The sequence below is a fragment of the Bartonella sp. CL25QHWL genome (genome assembly GCF_042195335.1).
Classification (GTDB): Bacteria; Pseudomonadota; Alphaproteobacteria; order Rhizobiales; family Rhizobiaceae; genus Bartonella.
Genome location: NZ_JBHIOE010000002.1, coordinates 28,815 through 43,167 on the forward strand (window position 1 = coordinate 28,815; position 14,353 = coordinate 43,167).

The window sequence follows — 14,353 nt, forward strand, 5'->3', positions numbered from 1 at the left end:
AGTTTTTTCTAAGCTTTTTAACTTTACACGTTATTTTATCCATTATGTTTTTATTTTATAAGGGAAATGGCTCTGAACGAGTGTAATTAATTCTTCTATGGCAATCGGTTTCGTCACAAGTGTACTTTGAACATATTTACAGCCTTCTTGACGAAGAAAGATTGCTTCTTTTTCATTTTCAACACCTTCTGCGATAATTTGCAAATTAAGATCTGTTGCCATATTAATGATAGACTTTAGAACAATTTTCTTCTTAAGAGAGTCGATTGAGATAAGTGAACGATCAAGTTTAACCATATCAAATGGATAACGTACGAGATAGGTTAGAGACGAATAACCTGTTCCAAAATTATCGAGTGCGAGATTCATTCCAAGTGTTTTAATTTGTTCAAGAAAGTGCGCTGATTGTTCAGGATTATTTCTTAAGACAAATTCAGATATTTCAATCATCAGACGCCCTTTGTGGAGCGGATGGCGAAGCAAAGCGGCACGCAATTGACTGATAAAACGGGGATGAATCATTTCTGCGCTTGGTAAATTAATTGAAATAAAGAAAGATTGTTGGGAAAATTTTTCTTGTACATTTATAAGATCAATAATGGCATTATCGATGATAAATTGTGACAAATCCATAACAATTTGTTCATTTTCTACGATTTTTATGAAATCAGAGACATTTAAATTTCCATAAGTGGGATGATGCCATTCTACAATTGTTTCAAAACCAATAATATGTCCGTCTGATAAATTAAGAATAGGATGGTAGAGGATTTTCATCTCATTACGTTTTATGGCATAATGAACATCTTTCTCCAGAGTATTATGTTCGAGACCCAAAGTGCGAAAATTAGGACGAAAAGGTTCAATATGGTTTCCACCCATTTGTTTTGCGCGAATCATCGCTAATTCACTATCATTAAAAATATCTTTAGCCGTCGATCGGCTTTCACTCCATGTAACCAATCCGATAGAGGTTGAAAGGATTATTTTGTTTTCTGAAAGTGAAATAGGTGCTGAAATTGTTTTGTGCAAATGATCTGCAAATGCTGCAATTTTTTGTGGTTCGGTTTCACTAAGTAAAATAATTGCAAAGCGGTCTGCTGAAAGACGCGATAAGGTGTCTTGAAAGTTAATGAGACGATTTAAACGACGTGCGATTATAAGCAGTACAGTATCCCCAACTGCTATGCCTAATTTGCGATTAATTTGGCGAAAATTGTCAAAATCAATCATAAAGACAGTCGGTCTAATTTTGATATTTGCTTTCGCTAAAGAGGTATAATTTTGTAGTCTATCAAAGAAAATTTGTTGGTTAGGAAGTCCGGTTAAGCTGTCGTGGATTGCATCATGCAATAAGCGTTCTTCGGATTTTTTATGGTTAGTAATATTGACAATGGTTCCAATGACACGTGTGATTTTTCCATCTTTTTGCATAGCCGGACGTGCACGAAGAGAAAACCAATGATAATAACCACCACCGGAAGAAAGACGAAAAATTTGATCAATGCGCCCTTTTTTATTTTTAAGAATGATATCCAATACAGCTTGAAAGCGTTCACGATCATCATGGTGCAAGGCTGAAATCCAGTTGCGCATAGGTCCATTGAGGTTATGAATTTCAGTACCAAAAAGGGTTGCCATGTTTGGATGTACAACAATACGGTCACGCTCAATATTCCAATCCCAAATAATATTTCCAGCTCCCTTTGCTGCGAGTACTTGTTGTTCCAGGTCGGAAAATATTCCTTCATGGAAAGCGTCATTAGAAAAAGTTTGTTGCAGGACAGTAAAGCTTATGAGAAGAACAATGAGCACTAATCCCCCCGCTAATGCTGGCTGGATAATATCATTGTTTAAATGTCCAGCTATGCAAGCATAGGCTCCAACACACCAAAAGCTAATGAGCAACCATGTTGGAATAAGCATAATAGCGCGGTCATAGCTTCTGATTGAGAAATAGATGATTAATATTATACCAAGCACAGCGGTAAGGCCAAAAGACAAACGCGCAATTCCAGCTGCTCTGATGGGATCATAAATAGCAAAGGCTCCTAGACTGCAAAAGGCAATGGTCCAAGCGATAGCACCGTAACTAAAATGATAATGCCAGCGGTTAAGGCTGAGATAGGTAAAAAGAAAAATGAAGAGTGTAGCAGTAAGAGCTACTTCTGTACCAGCACGCCAGATTGGTTGTGTTGTGAGTGTAACTGCAAAGAATTTATTTAAAAAGTTGAAGTCAATACCAATATAAAAAAGCACTGCCCAAGCAACAGCAGCTGTTGCAGGAAACAGCCCTGTTCCACGGACGACGAAGAGAACAGTTAACAAAAGCGCTAAGAGACCTGATATCCCGAGAAGAATACCATGATAAAGCGTATAAGAATTAATTGCATCTTTATAAGCTTCAGGTTGCCATAAATAGATTTGCGGTAGATTTGCAGAGTTAAGTTCGGCCACAAATGTAACAACAGCACTGGGGTTAAGAGTAATACGAAAGATATCAGAGTTTGCACTAAGTTGACGATCGAGGGAAAAACCTTCGCTTGGCGTTATGGATTGAATCCTTGCTGATCCAAGGTCTGGCCAAAAAAATCCAGAACGTGCCATGCGGTAATGGGGGGCAACAATGAGACGATCAACTTGTTCATCTGTTGGATTTGCAAGAGAAAAAACTGCCCAATTTCCGGAAAATTTTTCATTTTTTGCCTGCACTTCAATACGCCATACAATACCATCTGGTCCTGGCGCTGTACTTGTTTGAAAAATAGAGTTGTTTGTATGGTGAATTTCAATTGCTTTTGAGAGATCAAGAGCAGCATCTTGAGAAGAAATTTTAACTGGCTCAATTGCTTGTGCTGATGTAAGATGGACAAAAGAACTAACGACTACAATGAAAATGATGTCAATTATTTTACGCAAACTCTTCACAATGTCCCACTCTCAATATTTTAGGATGTTTAATTTTCATTTCGATTTTTGAGAAAAAACGTCCACCTTTTATAATTTATTTACATAATAAATTGTTATCACTTTTTCTTAAGTTGTGTGATTTTATATACAAATAAACCACATACCCATTTGCTCCAATAGAACTTGAAGCGAATGAAGTTTTATATTTTAAAAGGGCAAAGTTAAACCATAAATTTCCAGATTTCACGGATATACCTTCACTCATTAGAATCTTTATCACATGAAGTATGAATTGGGTAGTTTTGTACGCCTCTTTGCCCAATATTTCCAAAACTTATTTAATTAGAAGAGCTTTTGTGGTAAATTTTATGATAAAATATGTGATGTTATTGTGATGCTGCTTTGAAAAGAAGTTTTTACTTTAGCTTGTATGAAAGAGTTGACGTTAAATCATCAAAATTTATGAGGGGTCCTACAGGTCCGACAGCAGTTAGTGTTGGTGTGGAGTTTGTAAAAAGACGATGTGCTAAATCAGTTAATCTTTTAGGAGTAATGAGATTGAGGCGTTCAATTGTTTCCGATATTGGAATTGGTCGACCATAAAGGAGTATTTGGCGAGCAATGAGATGTGCTTGACTAGAAGGATTTTCCTGTGACATTGTCAGGTTCGCACGATATTGCGTTTGTGCTCGTTGTAGTTCATTGGCGTGAATATTTTTGCTGACCTTGGAAAGTTCATCAAGAATCACAGGAATAAGTTCTTTGAGCCCTTCTTGTCCGGTAGCTGCGTGAACACCAAAAAGTCCAGTATCTGAAAATCCCCAATGAAAAGCATAAATAGAATAGCATAATCCACGTTTCTCTCTTACCTCTTGAAAAAGACGTGAAGACATACCACCACCAAGAATGATTGAAAGAATTTGGGCCGCATAAAAATCACGCGCGTGATAAGCGCGTCCTTCAAACCCTAGAACAACTTGTGTATCCATTAAATCGCGATATTCACGAAAGTCGCCACCGACATAATTTGCAAGATTAGTAAGAGGTGCGGTTGAATGGGAGCGAAAAGTACCAAGACGACTTTCAACTTCTCGCACGAAACTTTCGTGCTTTACAGCTCCTGCTGCAACGACAATCATACGATCTGCACTATATTGTTTATTGATGAAATCATGGAGATCAGTAGATGTAAATGATTGAATAGTTTTAGCTGTTCCTAAAATAGAGCGCCCAAGGGATTGATGACGAAAGGCTGTTTCTGTAAAATGATCAAAAACAATATCATCAGGAGTGTCATGGGCAGCACCAATTTCCTGAAAGATTACTTGTTTTTCTCGTTCTAGTTCATTGTCGTCAAATTTTGAATGCATTAAAATATCGGCTAAAATATCTATAGCAAGAGGGATATCGCTTTTAAGTACACGTGCAAAGTAAGCTGTTGTTTCAATACTGGTTGTAGCATTTATTTCACCGCCAACATCTTCAATATCGGTTGCAATTTGAAAAGCAGTGCGGTTTTCGGTTCCTTTAAAAGCCATATGCTCAAGAAGATGAGCAATACCATGCTGTGTGGAGGTTTCATTGCGTGAGCCCACTTTAACCCATATCCCGAGGGCAACACTATCAATTTGTTGCATTGTATGTGTGGCGATAGTCAAACCATTACTAAGGCGACATATATCTACATCCATGTATTTACAACTCCATTAATAAGCTAAATACCTCATTGTAAAGGTATTAGAATATTCTTGATTTAAATTAATGCAGCTAACTTTAATAAGATGCACGCGATTTTAAAGAAATATAATCTTTTACTATTTTTTCATCATTAGCAAGACTTATAAAATGTTCTTCGTGTTTCATTACATCATTGAGATGAGATGGCCATGGAGCATGAAGGCCACAAGCGCTTTTAATCGTATCAGGAAATTTAGCTGGATGAGCCGTGGCAAGAACGATCATTGGAATATGCGGTTTTTTGTTTTCACGCGCTACTTGAAGAGCAACCGCTGTATGTGGATCAACAAGATAGCCACTTTCCTTATAGACACTATCAATTGTTTGAGCTGTTGTAGCCATGTTGCTTTTCCCGGCGGAAAATAGGGAACGAATATTTTTGAGTTGCTTTTCATCAAGAGTAAAGAGCCCCGTTTTTTTCAAGTTTTCCATTGCATTGCGAATCCAGATTGGATCACGATTGCCACTTTCAAAGAGCAAACGTTCAAAATTAGAAGAGACCTGAATATCCATAGAAGGTGATGTTGTATGGACTATTGGTTGTGTTTCATAAGTACCACTGGTCAATGTACGTACAAGGATGTCGTTATCATTCGTTGCGATGACCAGTTGAGCAATGGGTAATCCCATACGGGCTGCGACATAACCTGCAAAAATATCACCAAAATTTCCAGTAGGAACAGTAAATGAAACAGCTCTATCAGGAGCTCCTAAAGAAAGTGCAGATGAAAAATAGTAAACAATTTGCGCCATGATACGCGCCCAATTTATAGAATTCACACCTGAAAGTGCTCTTTTTGTACGAAAATTGTGGTCATTAAACATTGCTTTGACAAGGGCTTGGCAATCATCAAAATTTCCTTCAATGGCAATGGCATGAACATTTGAACATTGATTGGTTGTCATTTGCCGTTGTTGAACAGGTGATACACGTCCTTTAGGAAATAAAATAAAAATATCTGAGTGTTCTTTTCCAGCAAAAGCTTGTATCGCAGCTCCACCTGTATCACCTGATGTTGCAGCAATAATCGTTGCACATCTATTTTTTTCAGTCAAAACATAATCCATCAGTCGAGAAAGAAACTGCATTGCTACATCTTTAAAAGCTAAAGTAGGACCATGAAAGAGTTCAAGGATAAATTCATCTGCTCCAGTTTGTCGTAACGGACAGATTGCTGGATGGTGAAAGGTTGCATAAGATTCAGCGATCATATTTTCAAAAGCTGTATATTCGATTTCGTTATTCACAAAGGGCCACAGAATAGTTTTAGCAATTGTTGTATAGGACTGACCACGAAGTGCTCGTAACGCATCAAATGATAGCTGAGGAAATTTATCTGGCAAATAAAGTCCCCCATCACTTGCCAACCCTGTCATGATTGTTTCCGTAAAGCTTAAAGCAGGAGCTTCACCTCTCGTGCTGATATATTCCATAAGTCTTATCCTTTTTTTATTTCTGGCAAATTGGTGAAGTTATTTATTTCACGTTTTTCATAATATTTAAATTATTAAATGGATAGAGCTTCTTTTCTTCTTTTTAACTCAATAATGAAAGGAAATAGTCTTAAGCATTTTTATTTTTAAGATATAAACGTCAAATGTTCACAGAAAATCTGTTGCAGACGAAAATTTCCTCTCTATTATTCACTCACTTAAATTTTACAACGTATCTTCACTTGTGCACCTTCTAAAATAATAAAATTAAATAGATAGAATGGTAGTTACTGAAGAACTTTTGTATAAAACTCAATCATTCATAGTTATTTTATGCTCTTAATACTTTGTAACAATTACATCTGCTAAACCGAATGTTAAAATGATACATCTCAGAATTCACACTGGAAGATTTATAAGGTAATTTTATGGCATTTCGTGCGCAAATCTATACTTTGCATAATCTTTTTTTAGCATAATTTATCATTTTGTATAATAATAGATATTATATTTATGCTATACAGTATGGTAACTTAAAGTTTATCCATAGAAAACATACAACAGCCTGCTAAATGATGTGAAGCAGGCTGTAAAGTATTCTCATTTTTAATAGAAAAAATACTGAGTATCTTTGAATTATTTTCCTTTAATTTTTCCTATTGCACATCCGATTATCCCGCTAAATATGGACATAACAAATCCAGTCAAGAATCCAAAACCTAAAGCTCCTACTGTAGAAAAAATTCCTAGCGTAATTGGTTCAAACACTTTCTCAAATTTTCCTTCAAAGGCAGATTCACTTTTTGCTTTATGAGTGAAACTTGGGACATAAAGAGCCGCTATATCGATAGCTTTTTTCTTTCCTTGTTCTATTAAAGAGACAGTTTCCCATTGAGTATCATTGTTCAAATGATTGGCATGAACATTTATAACTTGTGAAAGCAAAAAAGAAACTGCTATTAAAATATTTAATACGTAAGTTTTCAATACTTTAATCATAATTTTTCACCACTACTTTTACTTTTATTTTAATCTGAATTGAATAGATTCGTCGGCAGAATTAGTGCACATTGAGAGAAACAGAAGCATTTAAAGCTTTTTTCATTCTTAGTGTGATAATTCATTAGTTTTTTGTCATCAACAATCGATCAACACAGAATATATCCATAGTTTATATTTCATATGAGAAGGTTTTATTCTGATGAAATTTCAATTCTAACGAGATTTAAAACACGATATTATTTTACTTATTATCCATCCTAAAAACATGCCTATCGTACTTGATGCATATCCAAGTGCCATCCCCATACCAAAAGCCCCGATTGTAAGAGGTTCAACGACCTTTTCAAATTTTCCTTCAATAGTAGTTTCATTACTCACTCCACGATTTAGACTGGGTCTATAGAGAGAAACGGTATGGACTGCATCCTTTCTTTTCTGCTTTATTGCAGAAACAAAAGTATTCTCACGATGAGTACTATTTTGCAAAGAGTTTGCATGTACATTTACAACCTGAGAAAGAGAAAAGGCAGACATAATGAAAATACTTAATATATGATTTTTAAATAATTTAATCATAATTTACCTCAAATATTTTATACTATATATATGCGTAAATTTATACTTTGGATATTTGGATATAATCTACAACATTTATATTTTGTAGAAAGATGAGCTTCATTATGTAATTATTTACAATAAATTATAGACACATAATGAAGCTAATATTCTAGAGTTCTAGATGAGGTTGAATTATTTGAACATCAATACTATGTCCTTTATCCAACTTATTATCGATCCTATAAAGCTCATTGCATATCCAGTAAACAATAGTCCCATTCCTATAGTTATAGGCTCAACGACCTTTTCTAATTTTCCTTCACCAGTTGTTCCATTTTCTGTTTGATAATTTACAGATGGAACATAGAAAGCAGTCGTAGAAACTACATCGGATGTCGCATATTTTACTTGTTCCATTGGGAAAACAGAAAGTTCCTCTTTTGGAGTATCATTTTTCAAATAGTTTGCATTAACATTTACAGTTTGTGAAATAAAAAAAGTGCTCGCTATAAAAATGCTTAAGATATAATTTTTAAATATTTTTATCATAACTTTACCTCAAATATTTTTAAGTTATATATGTAAGAAATATACATAATGTTTATGTATCTCACACTATATATAATTTATATATTTCAATATGTATTTTTAGTCAATAATAAAAATACATATAAAAATATAACTGTAATTTTTTATAAACATTATTGTAAAAAAGTAACAGTAATAATTACAAAAATATTTTTTAAAAAATTTTATAAAATATCTTATTATGTGTTATATATAAAACAACACGTGGTTATCGTATGATTTTTATAAAATGATATTAATATTATTTTTTTTAATACAATTATAAATAATAAAGTTGATCAAACTTTTTACATAATAAATATATATAAATTTATTTATTATAGATTTTATAATAAAAACATAAAAATTATGATTTATTTATAAAAATATTCTTAAAAATTAAAATATTAATGGACATGCTAAAATATTATTATTTATATGAGTTATTATAGATAGTCATTATTTTAATAATATGTGTTATATAGATATTATTAAGTTATTATTCAATGATTATTAATTGCATCATGATAGCATAATACTACTGCTTACTTAACTATTAATTATATACATTTATCTTATAGATAATAATATGTTATAGATACTAAAAAATATACAGCTCTCTCATAGTGGAAAGTAGAGCTCGAATTGGATAGAGATAAATGATATTATCTTTTTCTCGCCAATGTGAGCGGCGTATTACTATGATGCAAAGTGTATAGAAGAATGTCAATTCAGACATATTTATGAGTGCCGAAAGATCAGCATTGGATAATATTTTTCGACATTTTCTTCTTTCCAAACTGAAAAGCCGCTTTTATTTTTAGAAAGGGTGTTTTTCCTAAAGTTGGATTACTTTTGAAAAGATCTGATTTCATTGCTTATTTAAAAAGTCTATTAAGTGCTTTTGGAAAATTTTGAGCAACTACTGGTATCTCTGTACGTTGTTTAACATGATTGTATGTTTCATATTTAAGTGCTTTTTTAAAGAAACCGTTCTCAAGGTACTCAAGCCTATTTTGCAACGCTATATATGATGATAAAGTCCCATAATATAAAATTCTTAGGACATCAGAATTTTTGACGTTTATAAAGAAGAAAGATGGCAGTGCCATACACTTTGCTCGCTCCTAATGTTGCTACTAATTTTTGCCTTTTGAGATAATTCATTAAAAGGCATTTTTATTTCTTTAATTCAGCATATCCAGATTTTAAATGAGAGAATCTTACAATATTCGGTTTTTTTGCTTAATTTGAATAATGATTAATTATTGATTATAAATCAACATGTTGTCTGTAAATTACTTGGTATGAAATGTTTTTTATAAAAGGCACATTTTTCATAAAAATGTATTCTTTTTGTTTTTTGTAATCTTAGGGAGGTTGTACTAATTGATGCTGTTAAAATACTGTTTGAGCAGCAAAGTAAATAAGCCTTCAACAAGTTTACGAGATTTGGATTGAATAAATATAAGCCCGTGTAACTCAACAAGGACGCTTTTGTCATTTTCAATAAACTTTTGTGTTCCATAGATTCCGCGAATTTTAATATTTTTTTCCATGATCAATAGGCACATCCCTTACAATTTTACCATAGTATGTGATTTTTTTGATCAGATGAAAGAGGCTAGCAATTCTCACATCTTATCGAGCAAGGCATCGTAATATTCCTTTTTTGACAAATATAATAATTTATCAGGATGAGCTGCTGAGGTTGGGAGTGGGATATCGGAGTTGAGATAGATAAGCAGGGTTTAATTTTTATGAGTTGGCACCCCTGTTTTTTGCTTTTTTTAAAGCACGTGCAATGGTTAACAGACTTATGATTTCAATGAGGCACTATATTTTTCCTTCACATTGAGATGCAATTCACCCGTGTCGTGAATTACGCATTTATTGAAGTTATTATAAAAGGAGCAGCGAGAAGAGAAGGACATTTGAATAAAAATGCTTCTTACAAGAGTTTACAAATTGATATATTCAAGAGATTTTTTATAATAGATCTCGCCATACTGCCATTGCTTCTAAGACTTCTCCTAAATGAGCATGTTTTGCAATAACTGTTTCTGCACCAGCTTCTGCAAGTGCATTAGAATGGCCCAAATAGCTATGTGATCCTCCCGTAAAGCCGATGACACGCATGCCTGCTGCTATGGCTGCGTGTACACCATGAAGTGAATCTTCTATAACGATAGTGTTTTGGGGCTCTGCCTGTAATTGTTGTGCGGCAAAAAGGAAAACATCAGGGGCCGGTTTCGTTCTTTTTGTTCCAACTTCAGGTGCTGAAAATATTTTACCTTCAAAAAGGTCATAGAGATCAACCGTGGTGAGCATCTCTTTTATATCTACGCTTTTTGCATTAGAGCAGATACAGTAGGGATAGCGTGTTTGAATAATTTCTACAGCTTCTCTTACATCATCAATAGCCCGTAATTTAGTTTTTATTTGTGTACGAAAAATATTAGTCATTTGGTCTATGAGATGAGCAGAAATTGGTTTTTCTGTTTCCTGTTCAACGTGTTTAAGAATATCGCGAAAGATAAGCCCTGCAAAACGCTCACTCAATTCTTCGGGTGATATTTCATATCCTGTTTGTTTGAGCAATTGTGATCCAATTTTTGCTGCAAGATATTCAGAGTCAACGAGAACTCCGTCACAATCAAAAATAATAAGATCTATCTGAGGCATAAGATATTCCTTTACATGTTACGAGATGGACAATTTTCATGAAAACGATATTGAGAGGATCTTATTTCATAAAAATAAGTTTTGAAAATGATTCTTAATTCTTTTACGAAATAAAAGATATGGGAACAGTACATTGAAAAAAAGAAAATTAAGGTTTCATTCATGTGAAAGTTTTTTTTACTAAAAAAACAAAAACAATTATCAATTTTGTAGAATTTTAACGATACGTTTACGCTATTTTGTAAATATGGATTGGTAATGCGGGCCTATAAACTATTTTAGTTGATTATAGGGCAAATTTAGTTAATTTTGTTGGGTTTTTCATGACAGTTATTCAGCTTCAAAAAGATTTCCTTCGTATCCCCTCACAAATGCCATGGCGCAATAAAATTTTTAAAGGAGATTGTGTTTCCGTTCTAGAAAAACTTCCAAAACATTCTGTTGATATGATTTTTGCGGATCCACCCTATAATTTGCAATTGGATGGAGCTTTATACCGTCCAGATCATTCGCTTGTTGATGCGGTTGATGATGCATGGGATCAGTTTGAGAGTTTTGCTGCTTATGATGCTTTTACCCGTGCATGGTTGCTTGCTTGTCGTCGTGTATTAAAACCCAACGGAACACTTTGGGTTATCGGATCTTACCATAATATTTTTCGGGTTGGGACGGCATTACAAGATTTAGGTTTTTGGATGCTTAATGATATTATTTGGCGCAAGAATAATCCGATGCCTAATTTTCGAGGGCGCCGTTTTCAAAATGCTCATGAGACGCTTATTTGGGCCGTGCGAGATCAAAAAGATAAAAAGTACACATTTAATTATGATGCCTTAAAAGCGGCAAATGAAGATCTACAAATGCGTTCAGATTGGCTTTTCCCTCTCTGCACTGGAGCTGAACGTTTAAAGGATGATTCAGGGCGTAAATTGCATCCAACACAAAAACCGCAAGCGTTATTAGCGCGTATTATTATGGCTTCTAGTAAACCTGGTGATGTTATTCTCGATCCGTTTTTTGGTTCGGGAACAACAGGTGCTGTTGCCAAGCTTTTAGGGCGTGATTTTGTTGGGATTGAACGCGAGCAAGATTACATCGATGCAGCATGTGAGAGAATTGCGGCGGTTCAACCTTTAGCGCAACCAGAACTAGCGATTTTGGATAGAAAAAAAGCAGAACCGCGCGTAGCATTCAACAGTTTGCTTGAAGCAGGTTTACTCTATCCTGGAGAAGTTCTTTATGATCGTAAGAAGCAAGTATCTGCTATTGTAAGAGCTGATGGTACGATTATGCATGGTGGTGAAGCGGGTTCAATTCACGCAATGGGAAGAAAGGCTCAAGATTCGCAGAGTTGTAATGGTTGGACCTTTTGGTATTATGAGGAAAATGGACGGTTGAAGTCCATAGATCATTTAAGAATGATCATACGTTCACAAATGTTAAAAACGGGTGTTTTATGAACTAAGCTGATCGCTTCATTCTATTGACCACCAATGTACCTGATCTTGATTAAGATGGACGTGAGGGCGTTTTATGCCTTTCTTAGATGTTTTTTATTGACACACTAATCTCGCTTGTAAGCGGCAAGCGAGTATTTTTATGCTTCTTGTAGAAGAAATTAAAATGAGAAATTTTCACTCTATGTTCTAGTTTTAGTTCCAAGACAGTAAAATTTCAATATAAGCTTATAAAAATGAAATATCAGAATTAAAAGGTTCATTCAGAAGTTCCAAATTAAGTGCTTTTTTGAATACGTACATCTGTAAAGTGCGTAAAATGTATTTATTTATAAAGATAATTTAACGCAACTCATATTGAATTGCCCTCGGAATATCGTCAAGTTTTTTCATTTCAAACTTGTTCCATATTGAATCGATGAAAATTACTTGCTTGCATGTCATAAACGGGGTTGGCGTGTGAATAAAAATTGTTAACGAAAGAACTAAAAGTACCTCTTATGAACCGTTTCACGTACCAAGGGATGTTGAGGGGGCTGGTAAATATAACGATGGAGCCGACTTACTCCTTCATAAGCGAAAAAAGGATAGAACCTGAAATTTAAATTTAAGATTTCTAAGCTTTTCTATTCCTCCTTAATTCTTATCTGTAGAAAAAATTGGTTATTTCATTTTTTTAATTTTTCTTTTGCAGATTAATAAATAATTGCTAGAGATACAAAAGTCTCTGTTAGAAAACATTTTTATGAATAGGGAAGGTTATTTAAATCTGAAAGAATTGGGAAGTGCTACGGAAATGGCTTTTTTCATAACAGTAGGTAATGCTTCTTCGGTAAGATGTTGAATGTTACACCACCAACCATTTTCACAATTCATTTCATGAACATCTTCGGTATAGTAAACATCGAGTTTTAGAGAAAAGTGAGTAAAAACATGCGTAATTTGTCCCTTGAATTGCCAATTGGCAGTAAAGGGTGCGTTTTGGAGCCCATTTTCGTTGTTTATGCCAATATTGTTAGGAATTTGGGTCATTCCACCAAGGAGCTTTTGCGTCTGTCGTTTTTCCAAATAAATTTGTCTCTTTTTATTAAGGACCACAAAAGCAATACCTGTTTTTGAAGGGCGTTCTTTTTTAGGGGCTTTAACTGGAAAAGACTCCGGTTGTTGCATCTTTTCTGCTTTGCATAAACATTGAAGAGGGCAGGTATAACAAGATGGTTTGCGTGGAGTACAAATTGTTGCTCCCAAATCCATCATTGCTTGAGCAAAGTCACCAGGACGATTTAAAGCAGTAATTTTTTGTGTTTTTTCTTTAATTTCAACTTTTGCTTTTTGCAATATTGAAGTGATAGCAAAAAGTCGCGCTACCACACGTTCGACATTACCATCAACCACTGCTACAGGGTGGTTAAAAGCAATCGCAGCAATGGCTGCGGCAGTATAATCTCCAATACCGGCTAGAGTTCGCAATTCTTTTACAGATTGTGGAAATTGTCCCGCGTAGTTTTCAACAAGCTGTCGCGCACATTTTTTAAGATTACGTGCGCGTGAATAATAACCAAGTCCAGCCCATGCTTTCATGATATCATCTTGTGAGGCTTTTGCTAAAGAGAAAAGATCAGGCCATAGTTTTAGAAATTTTTTAAAATAAGGCTTAACTGTTTCAACGGTTGTTTGTTGAAGCATGATTTCAGAAAGCCAAACTTGATAAGGATCAGGACGGATACCTTGTTTTTGCTTTTCAGGGGTAATCCGCCATGGAAGATGTCTGTGATTTTGATCGTACCAAGCAAGGAGGTGCGAAGAAATTTCATACATGATTGCTTTCAAGCATAGGGAGATATAAAATGCAAAGGAAAAAATTATTTATTTTGTAATTCATGTTTTTTGCTCTTTATTGTCAAGGCTCTGGTGAGAAAAGGCTTTTTATTTTGTTGATATTTCATAAATTGAGGAGGCAACAATTTTTAGATGAAACAAATGATTTTAATTTAGTAAGCGGT

The 14,353-nt window shown here is 34.4% G+C and carries 10 protein-coding genes; 1 reads left to right on the forward strand and 9 read right to left on the reverse strand.

All coding sequences use genetic code 11. From position 1 onward, the window contains the following. Positions 1 to 42 precede the first annotated feature (42 nt). The 8 genes from ACFILY_RS01395 to ACFILY_RS01430 all read right to left on the reverse strand — a co-directional run bounded on the left by ACFILY_RS01395 (position 43) and on the right by ACFILY_RS01430 (position 10,893). Positions 43 to 2,928 (reverse strand): EAL domain-containing protein, encoded by a 2,886-nt coding sequence (locus ACFILY_RS01395; RefSeq protein WP_375637426.1) that lies wholly within the window; start codon positions 2,926 to 2,928, stop codon positions 43 to 45. A gap of 398 nt (positions 2,929 to 3,326) precedes the next feature. Continuing rightward, positions 3,327 to 4,601, reverse strand: a complete 1,275-nt coding sequence (locus tag ACFILY_RS01400) for a M16 family metallopeptidase (RefSeq protein WP_375631389.1) — start codon at positions 4,599 to 4,601, stop codon at positions 3,327 to 3,329. A gap of 82 nt (positions 4,602 to 4,683) precedes the next feature. Beyond that, a complete protein-coding gene (gene thrC / locus ACFILY_RS01405) occupies positions 4,684 to 6,081 on the reverse strand; it encodes a threonine synthase (RefSeq protein ID WP_273791360.1) in 1,398 nt (465 codons plus the stop codon). Between the two features lie 636 nt (positions 6,082 to 6,717). Next, positions 6,718 to 7,080, reverse strand: a complete 363-nt coding sequence (locus ACFILY_RS01410) for a hypothetical protein (protein ID WP_273791361.1) — start codon at positions 7,078 to 7,080, stop codon at positions 6,718 to 6,720. Between the two features lie 216 nt (positions 7,081 to 7,296). Next, on the reverse strand, positions 7,297 to 7,659 hold the full coding sequence (locus ACFILY_RS01415) for a hypothetical protein (protein WP_273791362.1): 363 nt from the start codon (positions 7,657 to 7,659) through the stop codon (positions 7,297 to 7,299). Between the two features lie 174 nt (positions 7,660 to 7,833). Continuing rightward, positions 7,834 to 8,190 (reverse strand): hypothetical protein, encoded by a 357-nt coding sequence (locus ACFILY_RS01420; RefSeq protein ID WP_273791363.1) that lies wholly within the window; start codon positions 8,188 to 8,190, stop codon positions 7,834 to 7,836. A 1,403-nt stretch (positions 8,191 to 9,593) separates the two neighbouring features. After that, positions 9,594 to 9,767 carry a hypothetical protein gene (locus tag ACFILY_RS01425; RefSeq protein ID WP_375637425.1) on the reverse strand — a complete coding sequence of 58 codons (174 nt, stop codon included), beginning with the start codon at positions 9,765 to 9,767 and terminating at the stop codon, positions 9,594 to 9,596. Between the two features lie 430 nt (positions 9,768 to 10,197). Next, entirely contained in the window at positions 10,198 to 10,893 is a 696-nt protein-coding gene (locus ACFILY_RS01430; RefSeq protein ID WP_375620663.1) for an HAD family hydrolase, read from the reverse strand. Positions 10,894 to 11,264: 371 nt separating this feature from the next. On the opposite strand from ACFILY_RS01430, the gene ACFILY_RS01435 reads away from it, so the two are divergent. Further along, the gene (locus ACFILY_RS01435; RefSeq protein ID WP_375613050.1) at positions 11,265 to 12,353 is read left to right on the forward strand and encodes a site-specific DNA-methyltransferase; all 1,089 of its coding nucleotides are present in this window, start codon (positions 11,265 to 11,267) and stop codon (positions 12,351 to 12,353) included. Positions 12,354 to 13,109: 756 nt separating this feature from the next. On the opposite strand, the gene mutY is transcribed toward ACFILY_RS01435, so the two are convergent. Beyond that, positions 13,110 to 14,168: an A/G-specific adenine glycosylase gene (mutY, locus tag ACFILY_RS01440; protein WP_273791560.1), complete on the reverse strand. Its 1,059-nt coding sequence runs from the start codon at positions 14,166 to 14,168 to the stop codon at positions 13,110 to 13,112. Positions 14,169 to 14,353 lie beyond the last annotated feature (185 nt).

Excerpts from the sequence above, each read along its gene's own strand:
- ACFILY_RS01400 (WP_375631389.1), bottom strand. The coding sequence starts at position 4,601 with ATGGATGTAGATATATGTCGCCTTAGTAATGGTTTGACTATCGCCACA.
- thrC (WP_273791360.1), bottom strand. The coding sequence starts at position 6,081 with ATGGAATATATCAGCACGAGAGGTGAAGCTCCTGCTTTAAGCTTTACG.
- ACFILY_RS01410 (WP_273791361.1), bottom strand. The coding sequence starts at position 7,080 with ATGATTAAAGTATTGAAAACTTACGTATTAAATATTTTAATAGCAGTT.
- ACFILY_RS01415 (WP_273791362.1), bottom strand. The coding sequence starts at position 7,659 with ATGATTAAATTATTTAAAAATCATATATTAAGTATTTTCATTATGTCT.
- ACFILY_RS01420 (WP_273791363.1), bottom strand. The coding sequence starts at position 8,190 with ATGATAAAAATATTTAAAAATTATATCTTAAGCATTTTTATAGCGAGC.
- ACFILY_RS01425 (WP_375637425.1), bottom strand. The coding sequence starts at position 9,767 with ATGGAAAAAAATATTAAAATTCGCGGAATCTATGGAACACAAAAGTTT.
- ACFILY_RS01430 (WP_375620663.1), bottom strand. The coding sequence starts at position 10,893 with ATGCCTCAGATAGATCTTATTATTTTTGATTGTGACGGAGTTCTCGTT.
- ACFILY_RS01435 (WP_375613050.1), top strand. The coding sequence starts at position 11,265 with ATGCCATGGCGCAATAAAATTTTTAAAGGAGATTGTGTTTCCGTTCTA.
- mutY (WP_273791560.1), bottom strand. The coding sequence starts at position 14,168 with ATGTATGAAATTTCTTCGCACCTCCTTGCTTGGTACGATCAAAATCAC.